This window comes from Methylocystis echinoides (assembly GCF_040687965.1).
GTDB lineage: Bacteria > Pseudomonadota > Alphaproteobacteria > Rhizobiales > Beijerinckiaceae > Methylocystis > Methylocystis echinoides_A.
Genome location: NZ_CP156084.1, coordinates 3,335,526 through 3,356,256 on the forward strand (window position 1 = coordinate 3,335,526; position 20,731 = coordinate 3,356,256).

Genomic DNA, 20,731 nt, shown 5'->3' on the forward strand with positions numbered 1-20,731 from the left:
ACCAGAGGCGGGCCGGGTCGGAGCGACTAAGCGTTCCCCTTCGACAGATCGGCGCGCGCGTCGAGCGCCTCGCGAATCTTTGTCGCAATCTGCGCCAGGGTGAAGGGCTTCGTCAGCAGATTGACGTTAGGATCGAGAATGCCGTTGCGAACGATGGCGTGCTGCGAGTAGCCGGTGATGAACAGCACATGCAGCGCATGCCGACGGAACACGGCTTCTCGCGCAAGCCGCGCCCCGTCCATTCCCGGCATGATGACGTCCGTGATCATGAGCGAAATGTCGGCCCGCGTGCGGATGATTTGAATCGCCTCCTTGCCGCTTGCCGCTTCGAGCACGGTGTAGCCGAGTTCGCGCACGCCCTGGGCGGTCACGCGCCGAGCCTGCTCGTCGTCTTCGACGAGAAGCACGATTTCTTCCGGCCGGCCGCGCGGGAAATCATCCTCTTTCCGCTGAGGCGCGGCGGCCGGCGCTTCGCACTCTTCGACGTGGCGGGGCAGATACAGCTTGACGCAGGTGCCGTGGCCGATCTCCGAATAGATTTTGATGTGCCCGCCGGATTGACGGACGAATCCATGCGCCTGGGAGAGCCCCAGCCCGGTGCCCTTGCCGATGGGTTTCGTCGTGAAGAAGGGATCGAAGGCTTTTGCAATGACCTCCGGGGCCATCCCTTCTCCCGTGTCGCAGACCGAGAGCAGGACATAGAGACCGGGCCGCACTTCCGGGTTCGCCTCGACGAATTCCTCGCCGAGTTCGACATTGGCGGTCTCGATCGTGAGCGTGCCGCCGTCCGGCATCGCGTCGCGGGCGTTGACCGCGAGATTCACAATGGCGCTTTCGAGTTCGTTTGCGTCGACTTTGACCGGCCAAAGGTCTTTGCCGAGCCGGGTGTCGAGCTCCACATGCGAGCCCAGCGTGCGATGCAGGATCGCGGACATGCCGGTGACGAGCTGATTGGCGTCGAGCGGCGTCGGATTGAGCGGCTGAATCCTGGAGAATGACAAGAGCCTGCGCACCAGCGCGGCGGCGCGCTCCGCTCCGTCCATGGCTGAATTGATCAGCTGATGGATCCCATCGTCGTCACGCTTGAGCTTGCGCCTCATGATATTGAGGCTCGCCACGATGACCCCGAGCATGTTGTTGAAGTCGTGGGCGATGCCGCCTGCGAGCTGGCCGAGCGCCTCGAGTTTTTGCGACTGGCGCAGTTGCGCCTCCAGCGCGCCGCGCTTGGTCGATTCCTCGATGAGTTCGTCATAGGCGCGGCGGAGGGACTCGCCCGACTTGCGCAAGGCGCTGAGTTGCTTTTCGGCCTGAAGGACCGCGAACATGGCGACGAAGCCCAAAAGGACGATCATGACGCCAATGGCCATTTCCAGGGAATCCGTCGCCTGAGACATGCGCTCGTCGCGAATGCGGTAGAGTTCTTCCTCCTGGGCGATCATTTCTCCAATCAGCGCCTCGATCTGATCGGTGAGCGCCTTGCCGCGCCCCCCGCGCACGACCTCCACCGCCTCGTCGGAGCGGCCGTCCTTCATGAGGGCCAGCTTGCGCTGCAGGAGTTCGAGCCGTTCCTCGAGGATTGGACGCAGCCTTTGCAGGCGAAGCAATTGCTGGGGATTGTCGGCGAGGAGCTTTTCGAGCGCCGCCATCTCGCCCTTGAGATGTTCGGCAAGGTTGAGCTCCGACCGGTAATAGCTGGGATCGCCGGTGATGATGTAACCGCGCTCGTCGCTCTCGGCGCGGCGGATTTCCCCCTCGAGATGGTGCAGGGCGCTTCCGACCTGGAGCGCGTGGCGCACCAGGGCGCCGCTTTCGCGTCGATGCTGTTCCGTACGAATGGTGGCCATGCCCGCCGATGCGAGAATGGCGAAAGCGGCAATCAGACTGACTGTCTCGAAAGACAGAAACCGTCTCGACGCGGCCATGCGCGACCCTAGGAACCTTATGCGGCGATCTTATGCGCTTGCAAAGTCAAAAAAGCTAGCCTCGCGACGCCCAAAGCGGGCGCGCCCAAGCGGGCGCCCGCTGGAGCCGCCCCTTACGCTTCTGGGACCTCGCGCACCGCGCCGCGCGCCGCGCTGGTCGTCATCGCCGCATAGGCGCGAAGCGCCGCGGAGACCTTGCGGGAGCGCGGGCTTGCCGGGGCAAAGCCCTTCGCGGCCTGAACCGTGCGGCGGGCGGCGAGTTCCGTCTCGCCTACGGCCAGCGTAATCCTGCGGTTCGGGATGTCGATCTCGATGCGGTCGCCGTCCTGCGCCAGCGCAATGGTCCCACCCTCGGCGGCTTCGGGGGAGACGTGGCCGATCGAGAGGCCAGAGGTGCCGCCCGAGAAGCGCCCGTCGGTGATGAGCGCGCAGGCTTTGCCGAGACCCTTCGATTTCAGATAGCTCGTCGGATAGAGCATTTCCTGCATGCCCGGGCCGCCGCGCGGTCCTTCGTAGCGGATCACCACCACGTCGCCTTCCTTCACCGCGCCAGTTAAAATGCCGGAGACGGCCGCGTCCTGACTTTCGAACACGCGGGCGGGGCCTGAGAACTTCAGGATCGATTCATCGACGCCGGCTGTTTTCACGATGCAGCCGTCCTCCGCGAGATTGCCGAACAGCACGGCGAGGCCGCCGTCTTTCGAGAAGGCGTGCGCTGCGTCTCGAATGGCGCCCTTGGCGCGGTCCGCGTCGAGGTCGTCGAAGCGCCGCTCCTGGCTGAAGGCCACCTGCGTCGGCACGCCGCCGGGCGCGGCGCGGAAGAAGGTCTTGGCCGTCTCGCTCGTCGTTACGCCAATGTCCCAGCGCGCGATGGCGTTGGCCATGGTGGCGCTGTGCACGGTTGGCGACTCGCCATGCAGCAGGCCGGCGCGATGCAACTCGCCGAGGATGGCGATGACGCCGCCGGCGCGATGCACGTCCTCCATATGCACGTCCGGGACGGAGGGCGCGACCTTGCAGAGCACCGGCACGCGGCGCGACATGCGGTCGATGTCCGCCATGGTGAAGGGCACCTCGGCCTCATGGGCCGCCGCAAGCAGATGCAGCACCGTATTGGTCGATCCGCCCATGGCGATGTCGAGGGCGATAGCGTTCTCGAAGGCTTCAAAATTGGCGATCGAGCGGGGCAGCACGCTTGCGTCGTCCTGCTCGTAATAGCGGCGGGCGAGATCGACGATGAGATGGCCGGCCTCGATGAAGAGCCGCTTGCGGTCGGCGTGGGTGGCGAGCGTCGTGCCATTGCCGGGCAGCGACAGGCCGAGCGCCTCTGTGAGGCAGTTCATGCTGTTGGCCGTGAACATGCCGGAGCAGGAGCCGCAGGTGGGGCAGGCGGAGCGCTCGATCGCCATGACGTCGCTCTCGGCCACCTTGTCATCGGCGCCGGCGATGATCGCGTCGACGAGGTCCAGCGAATGTTCCTTGCCCGCGAGCACCACCTTGCCGGCCTCCATCGGCCCGCCCGAGACGAAGACCGCCGGAATGTTGAGCCGCAGCGCGGCCATCAGCATGCCGGGCGTGATCTTGTCGCAGTTCGAGATGCAGACGATGGCGTCCGCGCAATGGGCGTTGACCATATACTCGACGCTGTCGGCGATGATCTCCCGCGAGGGCAGGGAGTAGAGCATCCCGTCATGGCCCATGGCGATGCCGTCGTCGACGGCGATGGTGTTGAATTCCTTGGCCACGCCGCCCGCCTTCTCAACCTCGCGGGCGACGAGCTGGCCGAGGTCCTTCAGATGCACATGGCCGGGCACGAACTGGGTGAAGCTGTTGGCGATGGCGATGATCGGCTTGCCGAAGTCCTCGTCCTTCATGCCCGTCGCGCGCCAGAGGCCGCGCGCGCCCGCCATGTTGCGGCCATGGGTGGTGGTGCGTGAGCGATAGGGAGGCATGAGCAATCTTTCCTGCTGAGCGGAATTTTAAGACAAGGCGATAGCCCAGCCCGCGCGCCCCCGCAACCTCCGCGGCCCGGAACGCGCCTATGGCCCGGGGGCGAAAACGCGTTATGCTTGCCGACATGTCCGCGCGACCCAAAGACCGCATGACCGTCGAGGAATTTCTCGCCTGGAGCGAAGCTCAGGAGGGGCGCTTCGAACTGGTCGACGGCGTCGTCTACGCCCAGGCCGCCGAGCGGGCCGCGCATGCGGAGATGAAGCTGAACGTCGCGGTCGCCCTGATGACCGCATTGCGCGCCAAAGGGCTGGAACGCCGTGCGATGGTCGACGGCATGGGCGTTCGCGTCGGCGCCACGACGGTCTATGAGCCGGATGCGCTGGTCTATTGCGGCCCCAAGCTCCGGGGGGACGCTCTTCTCGTCGAGAACCCCGTGGCGGTCGTCGAAGTGATCTCGCCGACGACGGGCCGCAACGACCACACGCGCAAGCTTGCCGGCTATTTCGCCGTGCCGAGCATCCGCCATTATCTGATCGTCGACCCGGACGAGCGGCTCGTCGTCCATCACGAGCGCCGCGCTGACGGCGTAGTGGTGAGCCACATTCTCACCGAGGGCGCCGCGAAGCTCGATCCGCCGGGGGTCGAACTTGCGCTCTCCGAACTCTACGGGTCGTAAAAACACAGGCCCGAAAGCGCGCCAGACGTGGCGCCCGCCTTCGGGCCTTGTGAGCGCGAGCGTCCTGAAGTTAAGCGGCCTTTCGGTCGGCGTGGGGGGCCAGCTCGTTGAGGCAGGAGACGATGGCGTTGACGGAAACGAAGCTCTGACGGCGGAGCATGGCGACCGGAAACTCGACGTCGAAAGCCTCCTCGATCGCAAGCATGGTCCGGATGGCGGCGAATGGCGTCAGCCCCGCCTCGTAGAGATCGGCGCTGTCGGACAGCGTCTCAATCGGGGTATGCAGGCGGCCGTTCTCTTGCAAAAGACGCCGGATGGTCTCGATCATCGGTCCAACTCCAGGGGCGCGCGCCAGTATTCTTGCGCGGGCCGAGGCTTGTGCTCGAAGTGACGTCGCGACTGTCGGGGACAATCGTGAATATCAAGGAAAGAAATGGGGCGCCGCTGCTGAACCGAAAATGAATTGCCCGGCATTTTCATAAAATTTGATGTATCGTAGCCTTAATCAAACGTTGACGGCGCGGGCGATTTCCGCGGCGTTGCTCAAAAAGACAGGCCCATGAAAAAGTTCCGCGCGCTTGCGCTTCTGGCCTTCGCTGGAGCCCTGACGATCGCCGCCTTCGCCCAGGAGAGCGCGCCCCCGACGATCACGGAAGATCCTGACGGACAACGTTTTCTCTTTATCCCCGGCATCGGCCGCATCCCGTTGCCGCCGGGTTCGCGCAGCTTCTCGCCGTCGCTTCCCGCCGAGCCGGAGGAGGGGGTCGCGCCGAGGGCGCTTGGTCCGCGGGCGCGGCCGCCGGCCCCCGAGCCGCCGCTTTCCCCCGAGGCGCAGCAGGCGCGGGACCTGAACCGTCTTTTTGCCCGCCTCGCCAACGCCGAGGACGAACGCGAGGCGCAGGGCGCGGCCGCGGCCATCCTGCGCCGCTGGGCGCAGTCGGGTTCCGACACGATCGACCTGCTGACCGCCCGCGCGCTCGTCGCCGAGACGGCGGGCGCGCCCGCCCTCGCCAAGGCTTTGCTCGATTATGTCGTGGCCCTGTCGCCCCGCTGGCCCGAGGCCTTCGTGCGCCGCGCGCGCGTGGCGGCGAGCGAAGGCGACTACGCAGGGGCCCTCGCGGATCTGGAGACGGCCGCGCGGCTGGAGCCCAGGCGGTTCGACGCGCTCGCCGCGCTGGGGGCCCTAGCGGAAAAAACCGGCAACAAGAAACGCGCCCTCGACGCCTATCGCAAGGCGCTCGATATTTCTCCCAAGGACGCGGCGCTTCAGCGCGACGAGGAGCGCCTGCGCCTCGACGTGGAGGGGCGCGGAATCTGAAAGACGGCGCGCGAGCCGAAGGAGAGCCAGGTGACTGACGGAAAACATCTCCCGCCGGAGGCGATGGAACAGCTTTTCACCGCCGCGCGCACGCACAACGGCTGGATCGACAAGGAGGTCCCCGACGATCTTCTCGAGTTGGCGGTGGACTACGCCAAATGGGGGCCGACCAGCGCCAATTGTTCGCCCCTGCGCATCGTGTTCGTGCGCACGCCTGAGGCCAAGCAGCGCCTCGCGCCGGCCATGTCACAAGGCAACCTCGAAAAGACGATGGCGGCGCCAGCGACGGCCATCGTCGCCTACGACCTCGATTTTCACGAGCATCTGCCCTTTCTCTATCCCGCGACGGACGCGCGCTCCTGGTTCGCCGGCAATGAGACGCTGATCGAGGAGACGGCGGTCCGCAACGGCACGCTGCAGGGCGGCTATTTCATTCTCGCCTTGCGCGCCGTGGGGCTCGACGCCGGCCCCATGAGCGGCTTCGACAGAGCCAAGGTGGACGCCGAGTTTTTCGCCGGCACGCGCGTGAAGAGCAATTTCCTGATCAATATCGGCTATGGGGACAGCGCCAAGCTCTATCCCCGCGGCCCGCGCTTCGCTTTCGAGGACATCGCCAAAATTATTTGAGGCTCGCCATGACGCGTCGAATCATACCGGAGCGCTACCTGCCGCACGTGCAGGGGGTGTTGAGAATTGCGACGGCCTTGCTGTTTTTGCAGCACGGCGCGGCGAAGCTCTTCGGCTATCCGCATGTCGACATGTTCAATGACCTGAAGCTCTTCTCTTTCCTCGGCGCCGCTGGCGTCATCGAGGTCGTGGGCGGGATTTTGCTGCTTCTCGGCCTGTTCACGCGGCCGGCCGCCTTCGTGCTGTCGGGCGAGATGGCGGTCGCCTATTTCGGATTCCACGCCTTTCAGGCGTTTTGGCCGATCCAGAACAAGGGCGAACTCGCGGCGCTTTATTGTTTCGTGTTTCTATTCTTCGCGGTCGCGGGACCGGGGAAATTCGCGCTCGACAGGGAGTGAGGTTCATATTGCGGCGCACGCGAGCGACGTGTCGCAAGCAAGGCCGCCGCCGTGTCTATTGACAAGAGAGACGCCTGACCTATTCCCTTGCGGACATGACCGAGACCGCCGTCACGACCAAGCGCCGTTCTCACGCCCTGGCGCTGCCCAATTTGCTCACTTACGGGAGGTGTCTCGCCGTGCCCGTGGTGGCGGGCTTTCTCCTCGCGTCCAGCGAAGACTGGACGCGCTGGGCGGCGCTGAGCGTCTATACGGCTGCGGCCGTGACGGATTTCTTCGACGGCTATCTGGCGCGGGCGTGGCAACAGCAGTCCCCCATCGGCCGCATGCTCGACCCCATCGCCGACAAGCTGCTCGTCGCGGCGACGATCCTCGCCGTCGTGGCCAACCAGACCCTTGTCGGCTGGACGATCTGGGCCGCCATCATCATCCTGTGTCGCGAGATTCTCGTCTCCGGGCTGCGGGAGTATCTGGCGGAGCTCAAGGTTCGGCTGCCGGTTTCGGCCATCGCCAAATGGAAGACGGCGTTTCAGCTTGTGGCGCTCGGCTTCTTCATCGCCGGTCCGGCCGGCGAGACAGTGATGCCCGGAGCGGTGAAGATCGGTTCGGCCATGCTCTGGGTCGCGGCCGTGCTGACGCTCTATACGGGCGCAGACTATCTGCAGGCGGCCTTCTCTCACTTCGGGGACGAAAACGGATCATGAAGGCGGTTTACTTCGCCTGGGTGCGGGAGCGGATCGGGCGCGCCGAAGAGGAAATCTCTCCGCCGCGCGAGGTCGAAACGGTTCGTCAGCTCGTCGACTGGCTGGCGGCGCGGGGCGAGGGCTACGCCGCCGCCTTCGCCAATCCCAAGACGATCCGCGCGGCGATCGACAAGACGCACGCGGGCCCCGACGCGCCCATCGCCAGCGCTCGCGAGGTCGCCTTTTTCCCGCCAATGACGGGCGGTTGATGACGTCTCCCACCGTTCGGGTTCAGGCCGAGGGGTTCGACCCCGCCAAAGAGGAAGCCCTGCTCACGCAGGGACGCCGCGACGTCGGCGCCGTCGTGGCCTTCACGGGTCTCTGCCGCGACGAGGACGGTTCGCTCGTCGCGCTCGAGCTCGAACATTACCCCGGCATGGCCGAGGACGAGATCTCGCGCGTCGCGCAAGAGGCGCTGTCGCGGTGGCCGCTCATTGGCCTCACCGTCATCCATCGTCACGGCCTCATTCGGCCCGGCGAACCTATCGTGCTCGTCGTCACGGCGGCGCGCCACCGCGGCGAAGCCTTCGCCGCCGCCGAATTCATGATGGACTATCTCAAGACCCGCGCGCCCTTCTGGAAAAAGGAGCGACGCATCGACGGCTCCGACGGCGGTTGGGTGGCGGCGAAAAAAGAAGATGACGCTGCGGCGGCGCGCTGGTCGTCGGATCCCGAGTGATTTTCCATTAATCCCGCGTAATTTTTGCGTTGCGGAGCAGCGCCAAGCTTGCTTGCGCCGTCAAGTCGTATGAAAAATCGACGCTTGAGGCGTCTGTACAGGTCTGGTCATGGGTAAAATGGCCGAGGTGGTGGTCGGTTGCGGTCCCGACGAAGGGAGGCGCGCCGTCGACGTGGCGCTGGGCCTCGACCGTTCCCAGAATTTCGCCCGCGCGCAGCAGCTTGGCCAGATCGGCTGGTGGCGGCTCGACACGCGCCGGAACGTCTTGACCTGGTCCGAGGAGAATTACCGGATCTTTGGCGTAACGCTCGGCGCCTCGCAGACCTACGAGACCTTTCTCGAAGCGGTCCATCCCGACGACCGTGACTATGTCGACGAGAGATGGAACGCCGCGCTTCGTGGCGAGCCGTATGACCTCGAGCACCGCATCATCGTCGACGGCGCCGTCAAATGGGTCCGCGAAAAGGCCGATCTGGACTTCGACGCGAACGGCAATCTGCTCGGCGGTTTTGGGATCACACAGGACATAACCGACCGCAAAGCCGTCGAAACGGCGCTGCAATGGAGCGTGCGCCGCAACGAGCTTCTGTCGAACACCGCCGCCCGGCTTCTGCAGTCGCGCGACGTCCAGGGCGTCGTCTCCGAGCTTTGCGCGGAGTTGATGCGGTTCATCAATTGCGACGTCTTTTTCAACTTCGTCGTCGACGAGAGCGCGAAGCGCCTGCGCCTCAACGCCTGCGGGGGCATCGGCGAGGCGGAAGCCGCGCAGATCGAATGGCTGGATTTCGGCGTTGCGATTTGCGGTTGTGTCGCGCGCGACGGCGAACGCATCATTGCCGAACACATTTCCTGCCACGAGGACGTGCGCACGGCGCTGGTGAAATCCTTGGGCGTCGAAGCCTATTGCTGCCATCCGCTGCTCTCGCAGGGCAAATTGATCGGTACGCTGTCTTTCGGCGCAAAATCCCGCCCGACGTTCACGCTCGACGAGATCGAGGTCATGCAGGCGGTCAGCCATCTCGTCGCCATGGCGATGGCGCGGCTCAAAATGGAGCAGGCGCTGAGAGACTCAGCGCGGCGCAAGGACGAGTTTCTGGCAACGCTCGCGCATGAATTGCGCAATCCGCTCGCGCCGATCCGCACCGGCCTGCACCTGTTGCGGCAGTTCGACAGGCAGGACCCGAATGCGCCGCGCGTTCAGGAGATGATGGCGCGGCAGGTCGACCATATCGTCAGGCTCGTTGACGACCTGATGGAAGTGTCGCGCATCCGCAGCGGCAAGATCGAGCTGAAGATGGAGCGCGTCGACGTCCCCACCATTATCCACCAGGCCATAGAGGCGAGCCGGCCCTTCCTCGACGCCAGCGGGATCGCCCTGTCGGTGCGCGTGCCGACCCGGCCGCTCCATATCGAGGCCGATCCTGTGCGGCTGACGCAGGTCATCTGCAACCTTCTCAATAATGCGGCGAAATACACAGAAGCCGGCGGCCGCGTCGATATTGAGGCGCATGCCCGGGACGACCAGGCGGTTGTGAGCGTCGCCGATACCGGAGCGGGCATTCCGCCCGAGATGCTGCCTCATATCTTCGAGCTTTTCGCTCAGGTCGACCGCACCCGCGACCGCGCGCAAGGGGGGCTGGGGATCGGATTGGCGTTGGTGCGCACGCTCGTGACCATGCATGGGGGCGAGGCGACCGCCGAGAGCGCGGGGCCGGGGCGGGGCAGCCGTTTCGTCCTGCGTCTCCCCCTGTCGCAGGGCGCAGCCTGCGCGGTCCCGCAGGAATCTGGATCGCAGGGCAAGCTGGCGCCGCCGCCCGAGCGCGTGCTCGTCATCGACGACAATGAGGACGCGGCCATCAGCATGGCGATGTTATTGCGCGCCATGGGCGCCGAGGTCCGCGCCGCCTATGACGGCGCGCGCGGGATCGAGACTTTCGAGAGCTTCCTGCCGGGGCTGGTGTTCCTCGATCTCGGCATGCCGGGCATCGACGGTTTCGAAACGGCCCGCCGCCTGCGGGCCATCCCGGCCGGCAGGTCGGCGACCATTGTCGCGCTCACGGGGTGGGGCGGCGAAGAAACGCGGCGCCAAACGCGCGAAGCGGGGTTCGATCTTCACATGACCAAGCCCGCCTCGCTGGAGGACGTTGCAAAGGCCTTCGCTTTCGCCCGGGTCTAGGGGCGGCTCTACCGCTGCCTTGACCTTAGCTTGCAACAAGCTTGAACTGTGCTATACAGCATTTGCCACACCGTCGTGTTATTTTATGGCGATTGCTGGGGTCCCGTTTGACAAGACAAGACATTGCGACGCTGACGTCACTGAGGTTTTTCGCCGCTGCGATGGTGGTAATTGGACACTCGAATGGGACCTTTGGTCTTCCTCAAGAGTGGACAAGACTATTCCCGTCCTATCAGGGCGTGTCTTTTTTCTTTGTTCTGTCTGGTTTTATACTTACATTGAGATATCCGCGCCTCAAATCTTTTGAGGAGAGCCGCCGCTTCTTGGTGGCTCGATTTGCGCGAATTTGGCCCCTTCATGCTGTCGCGTTCTTCTCCTTGTTCTGGGCGCTGGATTGGGTTCCACACTACCTTTCAACTCCAGAAGGCAGCGCCGCTGCTGTGCTCAATCTGTCGCTGCTTCAGGCATGGTCGCCCTATACATGCTACAATATGAGCTATAACGCGGTGTCGTGGAGCATTTCCGTAGAGGCGTTCTTCTACGTCGCGTTCATCGGGCTCGTGCAACTCAGAGACCGACACTGGCGCCTCCTGCCGATCGTCGGGCTCGTCCCGGCCATCGCGCTGATTTGGCTCGCCAATTCGCTGAATTTGCCGGTCGTCGACCGCCACTCAGCCAGCCTCGATACCGTTCTTTACGTTAATCCGCTGGCCCGGCTGTTCGAGTTCACCCTCGGGATGAGCGCGGCGGTCCTCTTCGAACGCTTCTCGCCCATGGCGCCAAAAGGCTTGTTTCTCGGGACCGGGCTAGAGCTGGCGGGCGTCGCGCTATTTGGACTTTCGCTCACGCTGAACACGGAATTTTACATAAAACACTACCCCGGCCATCTCTTGCCCGCATCACTTGGTTTCTGGTTGGAGCGATCGGGAGAGGCGCCAATCTTCGCCGTTATCATTATGATATTTGCCGCGCAGAAAGGTGTGCTTTCTCGCGTATTATCGCAGCGGCTTTACGTCGTCGCAGGAGAAATAAGTTTCGCTATTTATATGCTTCATCAAATTATTCAGAGCTATATCTTGAGAAGCAGCGGGCTGCCGCACAGTATGGCGTTCGCGCTGTTCATCCTTTTGACGATCTGGCTGTCTTATCTGGCGTGGCGCTATATCGAGACGCCGGCGCGAAGCGCGATCCTCGCGTGGTCGAGGGGCGAGGGCTGCGCTGCGATCGTTTCAAATAGGGCGGGCGCCTCAGATGGCGCGGACGCGCGACGAAAACGCCGAGATGACGGCTCCGTCGAAATTGGCTGTTGACGGCCGGGCCCAGTCGCCGCCCGGTTCCTAGCCTGTCAAATAAGCTGCTGCGGCGCAATCGCCGAGACGATCCACGCGTGCAGCGCGCCCATGGCCACGGTCAAGAAAAGCGTCACCAGCGTGAAGACGTCCAGATTGTCTTTGGGAACGCGCATCATGCGGGTGAGGCCCTGCGAGAAGACGTAAACCCCATAAAAACCGAGAACGTCGAGGAAGCGCAGCCCCGGCACGAGACCGAAGCCGGCCGCGAGCCACGCCGGGGTGTAGGAATAGGCGGCGAGCGTCAGCGCCCTCCGGTCGTCGCTCTTGCCGTCGAAATGGGGCGCGGCCATGGAAATCACGAAGGCGACCACGAACAGGGCCGGCAGGCTCAACAGATATTGGACGGCTGCGCGGAAAAGCCCGGCGGTGAACGTCGGATGAAGCCCGCGCGCGCCAAAGAGCCAGGCGCCGAGAAAGCTGGCGAAAGGCGGAATGGCCGCGAGAATGACGATGTAGCGACGGTAGAGGTCGAAGATCGACGTTCTTTCCGTCTCGATCAGCTCCCATTCCTTCTGCGGGGCCAGGATCAAGCCTTTGACTCGTGAAATCAGCTCCTTCATAGCGTCCATCCGATTGGTTTCAGGCTCTTTTCGTTGGTCCGCGGGGCCACGGCGCCTGCTCAGCCACTTGGCGCTTGCCCGCGGCCTTCTTACATGCGAGGGAGTGCTCAGGCCAGTAGCGGCCTCGCTTCCGAAGCATGACCGATGAGGTCTAACCCGACGGGCTGCATGAAAAAACTGGCAGAATACTTCTGGCCCGTAGTCGGGCTCGCCGCAGTCGTCGGATCGTTCTACCTGCTCTACCACGAGTTTCAGGGCGAGTCCGTCGGAACGGAAGTCTGGGCCAACCTAAAGGCCATCCCCACGACCGACTATTTCTTCGCCTTTCTGTCGACGCTCGTCGCCTATGCGGCTCTGGCTTGGTACGATCGTATTGCGCTGCTGCATCTCGGGGTGAAGCACATCTCGTGGATGTTCATCTCGATGTGCTCCTTCACCACTTACGCGCTGTCGCATAATATCGGCGCGAGCGTCTTCTCGGGCGCCATGGTGCGGTACCGCGCCTATTCGACGAAGGGCCTGTCGGCGACGCAGGTCGCGGCGCTGGTGGTGCTCTGCTCCTACACTTTCGCCTTCGGCAATGTTCTCCTTGGCGGGCTGCTGCTCACCTACGATCCGGGCATGATGCAGCGCCTGTCCGGCTTCCTGCCGGATATCTTCACGCATCCGCACGCGGCCCGCACGGTCGGATTGCTCTGCCTTGGTTTCGTCGCGCTCTATATCGCGGGCTCGCTGATGCATTTCCGGCCGTTCCGCTTCGGCCGCTTCGAGATTCTCTATCCGCGCCCCGACATCATGGTGCGGCAGCTGTTCGCGGCGCCGCTGGAGCTGATCGGCGCCGCCGGCATCATCTATTTCGCGCTGCCCGAGCAGGGAAATCCAGGCTATATCGTTGTCCTCGGGGCCTTTCTCTTGTCCTTCTCGGCGGCGCTCGTCTCCCATGCGCCGGGCGGGCTCGGCGTTTTCGAACTCATCTTCATCAATCTGATGCCGGACGTCCCGCGCCTGCAGGTGCTGGCCGCGCTGCTGGTCTGGCGGCTTTTCTATCTCATCATTCCGCTGCTCGCGGCGCTCATCGTCGTGGCGCTGTTCGAGCGCAAGAAGCTCGTCGAAAAGCTGCGCCACGCCGTCGAGGGCGAGACGGAAGGACCGCCGCCTGCGTAGGCCGCGGGACATCCCTCCCTGCAAGGGGGAGAGACGGGGAAGCTTTGGACGTCGCCGGTAGCGCTCAGATGCGATACTGCTGGAGGCGGGTGGTGCGCAGGCCAGCGAGGCCGTGCTGGTCGATCGACATTTGCCAGCTCAAGAACTCGTCGACCGTAAGCGTGTAGCGACTGCACGCCTCGTCGAGCGAGAGAAGTCCGCCGCGCACCGCGGCGACGACTTCCGCCTTGCGGCGAATGACCCAGCGCTTTGTCGTCGGCGGGGGGAGGTCGGCGATGGTCAGTGGGCTGCCGTCGGGGCCGATCACATATTTGACACGCGGACGATGCGTCTCGGTCATTTCGTCGAACTCACAAACTCTACAATCACACAGTGGCGACGTTATAGCGCAAGCCCTTTTAATATTTGCCTAAAGGACCAAACGCTTAGGCGAATGGATTTAAACCAATTGTTAGAAGGTGCGGCGCCGGCCCCGCTTGTTGATCCGCCTCAAAAACGCGTCGTCAGCTGCGTGAGCCATTCCGGCGAGGCGGACACCAGCGCGGCTTCGAGAGACTTGTCCGCGCCGCTGACGATCAATACGCCGAGCGCCAGAAACAGAAGTCCCAGCGCCTGTTTCAGTCCCTTCGAGGCAGCAAGGAGCGGATCGCGCCAGCGCGCGAAAGCCTGGCGCGACAGCAGGCCGAGAAGGAGCAGGGGCGCGGCGGCGCCGAGGCCGAAGACGCCCATGGTCGCGCCGACGGCGGGAATATCCTCGCCTTGCGCCGCCAGAACTGAGGCCGCGCCCAGGGTCGGCCCGACGCAGGGGCTCCAGACCGCGCCAAGCAGCAGCCCGACGGTAAATTGCCCGAACAGGCCGCGCGATCGCGTATCGCCGAAGGCGGCGTTGAGCCGGTCGCTCATCGGCCCCGCCGCGGCGGCGACCCGGGCCTGTAGGACCGGGAAGAGCAGAAGCACGCCAAGAGCGATCATCAAGGCCGCCGCCGCGCCTCGGAAGACGTCGACGTCGAGGCCGATGGAAAAACCGATCGTCGCCACGAAAAGCCCGATGACGACAAAGGAGAGCGCGACCCCCAGGGCGAGCAGAGCCGGCGCCCATTTATGTTCAGCCGCCGCCGCGCCCAGCACGAGCGGCAGCAGCGGCAGCACGCAGGGAGAGAGCGCCGAAAGCAGCCCGGCGAGAAAAGCGAGGCCGAGGGCGCCGGCGCCCATGTCAGAGCGCCTTGTCGAGCAGGTCGGAGATGGCTTTGGGATTGGTCTCGCCAACCGAGCGGCCGACTTCCTTCCCGCCCTTGAAGACGATGATCGTGCTCTGCGCGGAGGCCTTCAACGCCCGCACCGCCTCTTTCTGGCCGTCGAAATCCACGCGGAACGCTTCCGCGCCCGAGAATTTGGGATCGGCTTCGAGTTTGTGGAGGATTGGCTCCTGGGCCCGGCAGGTCGGGCACCAGGGGGCGTAGACATGCACGACGATCGGCTTGCCGGCGCCCTGCGCGGCTGCAAAGGCTTGCTGCGAAAACGCCTTCTCGGCGGCGACAGCCCCAGTGAGCGCGCCAAGAAGGGCGAAAGAGGCCAGAAAGGCGGGGAGGGCGCGGCGAGACAGCATGAAGAGGTCCTTTCCGAAAATGGGCGTCTCAGGTTAGATCGAGGCTCGAGGCGTCTCTTGCAAGATCGGCGAAGGTTATGAACGGCTGTGTCGGCGTTCTGCTCGCGGGCGGTCTCGCCCGGCGGATGGGCGGTGGCGACAAGCCGCTGCTGGCGCTGGGCGGGCGTCCGATTTTGGCGGAGGCGATCGAGCGCTTGCGTCCGCAATGCGCTGCCCTGGTCCTCAACGCCAACGGCGATCCGGCGCGCTTTTCCGCCTTTGGTCTACCGGTCGTCGCCGACAGCGTCGTGGGCTTTGCAGGTCCGCTCGCGGGCGTGCTGGCGGGAATGGATCACGCGCGCGCCAATTCTCCCCATGTGACGGATATCCTCAGCGCTCCGGCCGATACGCCCTTTCTGCCCGCCGACCTCGTCGAGCGTCTCGGCGCTGCGCGGCAGGCGGCGAGGGCTCAAATCGCCGTGGCGGCGTCGGGCGGGCGCGTCCATCATGCGGTGGCGCTTTGGCCCGTGGCGCTGCGCGAGGACCTGCGCCGGGCGCTCGTCGAAGAGGACGTCCGGAAAGTGTCCGCTTTTATCGCGCGCTATTCCAATGTGACTGTCGATTGGCCGGTTGCGCGATACGACCCGTTTTTCAATGTCAACCGCCCGGAGGACGTTGGGCGGGCGGAGGAAATTCTGGCCAAGTTTTGAGCCCAGTCCTTGCGGAAGGGCCATGATCACACGAACCCGGGATCGATCGCGACCTGCCTCTCGAGCCATTTCGGCGTCGGCAGGTTCAGGCTGCGCAGGAAGTCGATGTTGAACAGCTTCGACGCATAGCGGGCGCCGCCGTCGCAGAGGATGGTCACGATGGTGTGGCCGGGGCCGAGGTCGCGCGCGAGGCGGATGGCGCCCGCCACATTGATCCCCGAGGAGCCGCCGAGCAGCAGCCCTTCCTCTTCGGCGAGCGCGAAGACGATGTCCAGCGCTTCGCTGTCGGGGATCTGATAGGCGACGTCAATGGGCGCGCCTTCGAGATTGGCGGTGATGCGGCCCTGGCCGATCCCCTCCGTGATGGAAGAGCCCTCGGCCTTCAGCACGCCGCTCGTATAGTAGGAATACAGCGCCGCGCCGAAGGGGTCGGCGAGTCCGATCTTGATCTCGGGGTTGCGCGCCTTCAGCGCCATGCCAACGCCGGCGAGCGTCCCGCCCGTGCCGCAGGCGCAGACGAAGCCGTCGACCCTGCCGTCGAGGGCGTCGTAAATCTCCGGCCCGGTCGTGATGATATGCGCCTCGCGATTGGCGACGTTGTCGAACTGATTGGCCCAGACCGCGCCCGCCAGGTCTTCCTTCGCCAGCCGCTCGGCGAGGCGGCCGGAAAGCTTCACATAATTATTGGGATTGGCGTAGGGGACGGCCGGCACTTCGACGAGCTGCGCGCCCTGCAGCCGCAGCATGTCCTTCTTTTCCTGGCTCTGCGTCTCGGGAATGACGATCACTGTGCGAAAGCCCATGGCGTTGGCGACAAGCGCCAGGCCGATGCCGGTGTTGCCCGCCGTGCCCTCGACGATGACGCCGCCCGCCTTGAGCGCGCCCTTGGCGATGGCGTCCTCCACGATGAAGAGGGCGGCGCGGTCTTTCACCGAGCCGCCGGGATTCATGAACTCCGCCTTGCCCAGGATGCGGCAGCCGGTGGCTTTGGACGCGGCGCGCAATTCGATGAGCGGCGTGCGGCCGATGGCCTCGATGACGCTGGCGGCGATGGTCATGAAACGATTCCTGTAGAGGCGGGGAGGCTTTTCCTAGCCGGAAGCGGCGCTCTGCTCAAAGGCAAAACTGGCGCCGTGGCGCGCTTGCGCCCCCGGCGCGAGAATGCGCATGGACGGCTTTTGATAGAGGTCGCCATGGAAATCCTCGGGATCGCCATAGCCGGTCCAGGGCTCGATGCAGAGATAGGGCGCCGGCGGCAGCGTCCAGAAACCGACATGCGGGAAATCGTCGAGCGTCACCTTCAGCCGCGCGCCGGCGCCATTGTCGAAGGCGAGGCTGCGGCTGTTCAAATTCAGGAAGCACAAGGCGTCGCGGGCGAACATCGACGGCTCGAGCGGCAGCCGGGCGCCTTCGAGCGGCGTCCTCCGCACCGGTTTGGAGAAGAGGCCCCCCGGTCCGATGACCGGGACCTCCGGGCTTTCGGGCTTCTCGAAAATGATCGCATGCTCGGCTGTCGAGCCCGCGAGCGGCCAGCGGAAGGCCGGATGCAGGCCGCAGGCGTAGGGCAGGGGGCGCGGGTCGGTGTTGGTCACGATGAGATTATTCTCGAGCGCGCCCTTGCGCAGCTGAAACTCCACTTCGAATCGGAAGGCGAAGGGATAGAGCGCGTGCGTCTCGGCGTCGTCCAGCAGGACGAGCCGCAGATAGTCGGGCCGGCGCTCGGCGATTTCGAAACATTTCTTCCAGGCGAAGCCGTGGAGCGCCAGCGGATAGGTCTTCCCCTCGACGGCGACGCGCCCGTCGCGCGTCCAGCCGACGACGGGAAACAGAACCGGCGCCGTACGGTCCCAAACTTTGGGGTCGTTGGCCCAGATCATGTCGACGCCATCGGCGCGCCAAGCGGAAAGCTCTGCGCCAAAGGGGAGAATTTCGGCGCTGTCGCCGTCGGCTTCGAGAAGAATCGCGTCGCGCATTGCCTGACCTTTGCATGTCCGGACGGTCCTGTCGCGTCGCGGGCTTGAGACAGGGCAGGGCCGCCGATAGTGTCGCCTCTCGAAAACCCATCGGCGCTACGGGGGTTCATTTTTCGAGGAGCGAACGTGGCTACCAAGCTCTTGCCGTTGTTTTTTACATCCTTCACAACGCTGCTCGCTGTCATCAACCCGTTCGAAGTTCTGCCGGTCTTTCTGTCCCTCACCCACGACAAGGACGACGCCGGGCGTCGCCGGATCGCTTTTCTCGCCTCCCTCTATACGGCCCTGCTGATCCTGTTTTTCCTGTTCTTCGGCGTCCTCGTGCTCGAGATTTTCGGCGTGTCGCTGCACATGGTGCGGATCGCCGGCGGCATCGTCTTGACCCGCATCGGCTTTGAACTCTTTACCCCTTCGGATTCCGGCAAGAGCGCCTTCCTCGACGCCGGCCCCGACGCCAATATCGCCTTCATGCCGCTGGCGATGCCGCTCATGTTCGGCCCCGGCGTGATCGCCACCGTGCTTGGCATGGTGGCGACGATCGAGAAGTTCCCGAGCGAAATCGGGGGCTATGTGGCGATCCTGGCGGCTGGCGGACTCGCCGTCTTCGTTACCTACCTTTGCCTCGCCTTCGCCGGGCGGCTGGTGAAATGGCTCGGGCGCGCCGGGATCGACGCCGTCACCCGAATCGTCGGCTTCTTCGTCTCCGCCATGGGCGTGTCGCTGGTCTTCAACGGCATTATGGGCGCGCTCGGCGCCTACGGGGTCAAGGTCGTGCTGTAGCAAGGCCAGGGGGCGGCTTCCTGTGGATTTCCCCAGGGCGGCCTTAAAAGGCCCCCGGCCGGTGGGTTATGGCGAAGGCTTCCGGCCCGGCCGCTGCGCCGGACCTCAGCGATCAGCCGAGCCGCCCGATGTCTGACATCATCGCTGCGCCGCGCGCCTTTCTCGGCGTCGAGCGCTCCATTCTGGGCCGTCCCTGGCGGGCGCGACTCGACGCGGCCGGCGAGGCGGCGGCGCTGGCGCTTTCCCAGACGCACGGGCTCGACGACCTTCTCGCCCGCGTCCTCGCCGGCCGCGGCGTCAGCGTGACCGAGGCCGCGCGCTATCTCGACCCGACGCTGCGCGATCTGATGCCCGACCCCTCGACCCTGACCGCCATGGACGAGGCGGTTGAGCGGCTGGGGCACGCCATCGAGACCGGCGAGCAGATCGCCGTTTTCGGCGATTACGACGTCGATGGCGCCTGTTCCTCGGCGCTGATCGTCGACTATTGGCGCGCGGCCGGGGCGCCCCAACCACTGGTGCACATTCCCGACCGCATCTTCGAGGGCTACGGCCCCAACGCCGACGCCATTCGCATGCTCGCCGACAAGGGGGCGACGCTTCTGGTGACGGTCGACTGCGGCACGGCCAGCCACGAGCCCTTCGCCGTGGCGAGAGAACGCGGCCTCGACGTGATCGTTCTCGATCACCATCAGGCCCCCGAAGACCTGCCTCGGGCCATCATCGTCAACCCCAACCGGCAGGACGATCTCTCGGGGCAGGGCGGTCTTTGCGCCGCCGGCGTCGTCTTTCTGGCGCTTGCGGGCCTCACCCGGCGGCTGCGGGCGAAGGGGTTCTGGGGAGAGGCGCGGCGCGCGCCCGACCTTCTCGCGTCGCTCGATCTCGTCGGCCTCGCCACCGTCGCCGACGTCGCCCCGCTCAAGGGACTCAATCGCGCCTTCGTCGCCAAGGGGCTCGCCGTCATGCATAACCGCGCGCGGCCGGGACTGGCGGCGCTGATGGACGCCGCCCGATTGGATGGGCCGCCCCGCGCCTATCATCTCGGCTTCGCGCTCGGGCCGCGGATCAACGCCGGCGGCCGGATCGGCGACGCCGGCCTCGGGGCGCGGCTTCTGACCCTCTCGGACCCGCTGGAGGCCACCCGCATCGCGCGCGAACTGGACCGGCTGAATGGCGAACGGCAGGTCATTGAAAGCCAGGCGCTGGAGGAGGCGATCGCGAAGGCGGAGCTGGCTTTCACGAGATCGAACCGCCTGTCCTGCCTCGTCGTCGAGGCCGACGACTGGCATCCGGGCGTCGTCGGATTGATCGCCTCACGGCTCAAGGACCGCTTCAACTTACCAGCGTTCGCATTTGCTTTTAATGGAGAAACAGGAACAGGTTCTGGTAGAAGTTTAAGTGGCGTGGACATTGGCCGGGCCGTCCGGCGCGCCGTCGATCTGGGGCTCGCCGTCAAGGGCGGCGGCCATGCGATGGCGGCCGGCGTCACCCTCTCCCGCGATAAGCTCTCCGACTTCCGAGCCTTCCTCGGCGACGTTCTGGCCGAGGCGGTCGACGCGGCGCGGGACGCGGACGCGCTGGTGATCGACGCCGCGCTTTCAGCGCGGGCCGTCAATCTGGAGCTCCTGCGGCGGGTCGAGAAGGCAGGCCCGTTCGGGCAGGGAAACCCGGAGCCCGTTTTTGCGCTGCCGGAACAACGGCTGACCGACGCCATGGTCGTCGGCGAGCGTCACGTCCGCGCCCGCCTGCGCTCGGGCGACGGCGCCTCGATCGAGACCATCGCCTTTCGCTGCGTCGGCGCGCCGCTCGGCGACGCGCTGCTCAACGGGCGGGGCGAGCTTTTTCATGTCGCGGCCAGGCTCTCGCCCAACAGCTTCCGCGGCGTCGAGCGGGTGGAGGCCCGTCTGGTCGATCTGGCGCGCGCCGAAAAGCGTTAACGATAACTGTGGCGCCCTGGACACAGCTGTTTCGGAAAACGCCGTCAGGGCGCAAGCTTTGGGCAATGTCTGATTTTCGCCGGATTTCCGCCCCCTTGCGGCCGCAGCCTGACCGTGTCGTTAACGCCGTTTTTAGACTTATGGAGGAAGCTTTCGGACGTTCGCTTCGTCATGGCCG

The 20,731-nt window shown here is 65.0% G+C and carries 22 protein-coding genes; 13 read left to right on the top strand and 9 right to left on the bottom strand.

Annotated elements, in window-relative coordinates; genetic code table 11:
* Positions 1 to 26: 26 nt before the first annotated feature.
* Positions 27 to 1,922: a CHASE3 domain-containing protein gene (locus tag RVU70_RS16340; protein ID WP_363348165.1), complete on the bottom strand. Its 1,896-nt coding sequence runs from the start codon at positions 1,920 to 1,922 to the stop codon at positions 27 to 29.
* Positions 1,923 to 2,035: 113 nt separating this feature from the next.
* Positions 2,036 to 3,874: a dihydroxy-acid dehydratase gene (ilvD, locus tag RVU70_RS16345; protein WP_363348167.1), complete on the bottom strand. Its 1,839-nt coding sequence runs from the start codon at positions 3,872 to 3,874 to the stop codon at positions 2,036 to 2,038.
* A 149-nt stretch (positions 3,875 to 4,023) separates the two neighbouring features.
* On the opposite strand from ilvD, the gene RVU70_RS16350 reads away from it, so the two are divergent.
* Positions 4,024 to 4,551: a Uma2 family endonuclease gene (locus RVU70_RS16350; protein WP_363348169.1), complete on the top strand. Its 528-nt coding sequence runs from the start codon at positions 4,024 to 4,026 to the stop codon at positions 4,549 to 4,551.
* Between the two features lie 70 nt (positions 4,552 to 4,621).
* On the opposite strand, the gene RVU70_RS16355 is transcribed toward RVU70_RS16350, so the two are convergent.
* Entirely contained in the window at positions 4,622 to 4,879 is a 258-nt protein-coding gene (locus RVU70_RS16355) for an acyl carrier protein (RefSeq protein ID WP_363348171.1), read from the bottom strand.
* A gap of 231 nt (positions 4,880 to 5,110) precedes the next feature.
* On the opposite strand from RVU70_RS16355, the gene RVU70_RS16360 reads away from it, so the two are divergent.
* The 8 genes from RVU70_RS16360 to RVU70_RS16395 all read left to right on the top strand — a co-directional run bounded on the left by RVU70_RS16360 (position 5,111) and on the right by RVU70_RS16395 (position 11,802).
* Positions 5,111 to 5,869, top strand: a complete 759-nt coding sequence (locus RVU70_RS16360) for a tetratricopeptide repeat protein (protein ID WP_363348173.1) — start codon at positions 5,111 to 5,113, stop codon at positions 5,867 to 5,869.
* A gap of 30 nt (positions 5,870 to 5,899) precedes the next feature.
* Entirely contained in the window at positions 5,900 to 6,496 is a 597-nt protein-coding gene (locus RVU70_RS16365; protein WP_363348175.1) for a malonic semialdehyde reductase, read from the top strand.
* 8 nt (positions 6,497 to 6,504) lie between these two features.
* Positions 6,505 to 6,894: a DoxX family protein gene (locus RVU70_RS16370; RefSeq protein ID WP_363348177.1), complete on the top strand. Its 390-nt coding sequence runs from the start codon at positions 6,505 to 6,507 to the stop codon at positions 6,892 to 6,894.
* Positions 6,895 to 6,989: 95 nt separating this feature from the next.
* The gene (pgsA, locus tag RVU70_RS16375; RefSeq protein ID WP_363348179.1) at positions 6,990 to 7,598 is read left to right on the top strand and encodes a CDP-diacylglycerol--glycerol-3-phosphate 3-phosphatidyltransferase; all 609 of its coding nucleotides are present in this window, start codon (positions 6,990 to 6,992) and stop codon (positions 7,596 to 7,598) included.
* The gene (gene moaD / locus RVU70_RS16380; RefSeq protein WP_363348181.1) at positions 7,595 to 7,846 is read left to right on the top strand and encodes a molybdopterin converting factor subunit 1; all 252 of its coding nucleotides are present in this window, start codon (positions 7,595 to 7,597) and stop codon (positions 7,844 to 7,846) included. The genes pgsA and moaD overlap by 4 nt, the downstream gene beginning before the upstream one ends.
* Positions 7,846 to 8,316: a molybdenum cofactor biosynthesis protein MoaE gene (locus RVU70_RS16385; protein WP_363348183.1), complete on the top strand. Its 471-nt coding sequence runs from the start codon at positions 7,846 to 7,848 to the stop codon at positions 8,314 to 8,316. The genes moaD and RVU70_RS16385 overlap by 1 nt, the downstream gene beginning before the upstream one ends.
* 109 nt (positions 8,317 to 8,425) lie before the next feature.
* A complete protein-coding gene (locus RVU70_RS16390) occupies positions 8,426 to 10,492 on the top strand; it encodes an ATP-binding protein (RefSeq protein ID WP_363348185.1) in 2,067 nt (688 codons plus the stop codon).
* Between the two features lie 107 nt (positions 10,493 to 10,599).
* On the top strand, positions 10,600 to 11,802 hold the full coding sequence (locus tag RVU70_RS16395; protein ID WP_363348186.1) for an acyltransferase: 1,203 nt from the start codon (positions 10,600 to 10,602) through the stop codon (positions 11,800 to 11,802).
* 35 nt (positions 11,803 to 11,837) lie between these two features.
* Here the strand turns inward: RVU70_RS16395 and RVU70_RS16400 are convergent, their stop codons facing one another.
* A complete protein-coding gene (locus tag RVU70_RS16400) occupies positions 11,838 to 12,404 on the bottom strand; it encodes a Yip1 family protein (RefSeq protein WP_363348188.1) in 567 nt (188 codons plus the stop codon).
* A gap of 168 nt (positions 12,405 to 12,572) precedes the next feature.
* Here RVU70_RS16400 and RVU70_RS16405 point away from each other — a divergent pair, with 168 nt between their 5' ends.
* The gene (locus RVU70_RS16405) at positions 12,573 to 13,568 is read left to right on the top strand and encodes a lysylphosphatidylglycerol synthase domain-containing protein (protein ID WP_363348190.1); all 996 of its coding nucleotides are present in this window, start codon (positions 12,573 to 12,575) and stop codon (positions 13,566 to 13,568) included.
* A 64-nt stretch (positions 13,569 to 13,632) separates the two neighbouring features.
* On the opposite strand, the gene RVU70_RS16410 is transcribed toward RVU70_RS16405, so the two are convergent.
* From RVU70_RS16410 to RVU70_RS16420, 3 genes are all read right to left on the bottom strand, one after another.
* Positions 13,633 to 13,908, bottom strand: coding sequence for a DUF1153 domain-containing protein (locus RVU70_RS16410; RefSeq protein WP_363348192.1), 276 nt, complete (start codon positions 13,906 to 13,908; stop codon positions 13,633 to 13,635).
* A gap of 149 nt (positions 13,909 to 14,057) precedes the next feature.
* A complete protein-coding gene (locus RVU70_RS16415) occupies positions 14,058 to 14,780 on the bottom strand; it encodes a cytochrome c biogenesis protein CcdA (RefSeq protein WP_363348193.1) in 723 nt (240 codons plus the stop codon).
* A 1-nt stretch (position 14,781) separates the two neighbouring features.
* Positions 14,782 to 15,174, bottom strand: a complete 393-nt coding sequence (locus tag RVU70_RS16420; protein WP_363348195.1) for a thioredoxin family protein — start codon at positions 15,172 to 15,174, stop codon at positions 14,782 to 14,784.
* A gap of 77 nt (positions 15,175 to 15,251) precedes the next feature.
* On the opposite strand from RVU70_RS16420, the gene mobA reads away from it, so the two are divergent.
* Positions 15,252 to 15,863, top strand: a complete 612-nt coding sequence (mobA, locus tag RVU70_RS16425) for a molybdenum cofactor guanylyltransferase MobA (protein ID WP_363348197.1) — start codon at positions 15,252 to 15,254, stop codon at positions 15,861 to 15,863.
* Positions 15,864 to 15,889: 26 nt separating this feature from the next.
* Here mobA and RVU70_RS16430 read toward each other — a convergent pair whose 3' ends face one another.
* On the bottom strand, positions 15,890 to 16,921 hold the full coding sequence (locus RVU70_RS16430; RefSeq protein WP_363348199.1) for a cysteine synthase A: 1,032 nt from the start codon (positions 16,919 to 16,921) through the stop codon (positions 15,890 to 15,892).
* 33 nt (positions 16,922 to 16,954) lie between these two features.
* Entirely contained in the window at positions 16,955 to 17,836 is an 882-nt protein-coding gene (locus RVU70_RS16435) for an aldose 1-epimerase family protein (protein ID WP_363348201.1), read from the bottom strand.
* A gap of 126 nt (positions 17,837 to 17,962) precedes the next feature.
* Between RVU70_RS16435 and RVU70_RS16440 the strand changes: the two genes are divergently transcribed.
* On the top strand, positions 17,963 to 18,616 hold the full coding sequence (locus tag RVU70_RS16440) for a MarC family protein (RefSeq protein WP_363348203.1): 654 nt from the start codon (positions 17,963 to 17,965) through the stop codon (positions 18,614 to 18,616).
* 128 nt (positions 18,617 to 18,744) lie between these two features.
* Entirely contained in the window at positions 18,745 to 20,553 is a 1,809-nt protein-coding gene (gene recJ, locus RVU70_RS16445; RefSeq protein ID WP_363348205.1) for a single-stranded-DNA-specific exonuclease RecJ, read from the top strand.
* Positions 20,554 to 20,731: the final 178 nt, after the last annotated feature.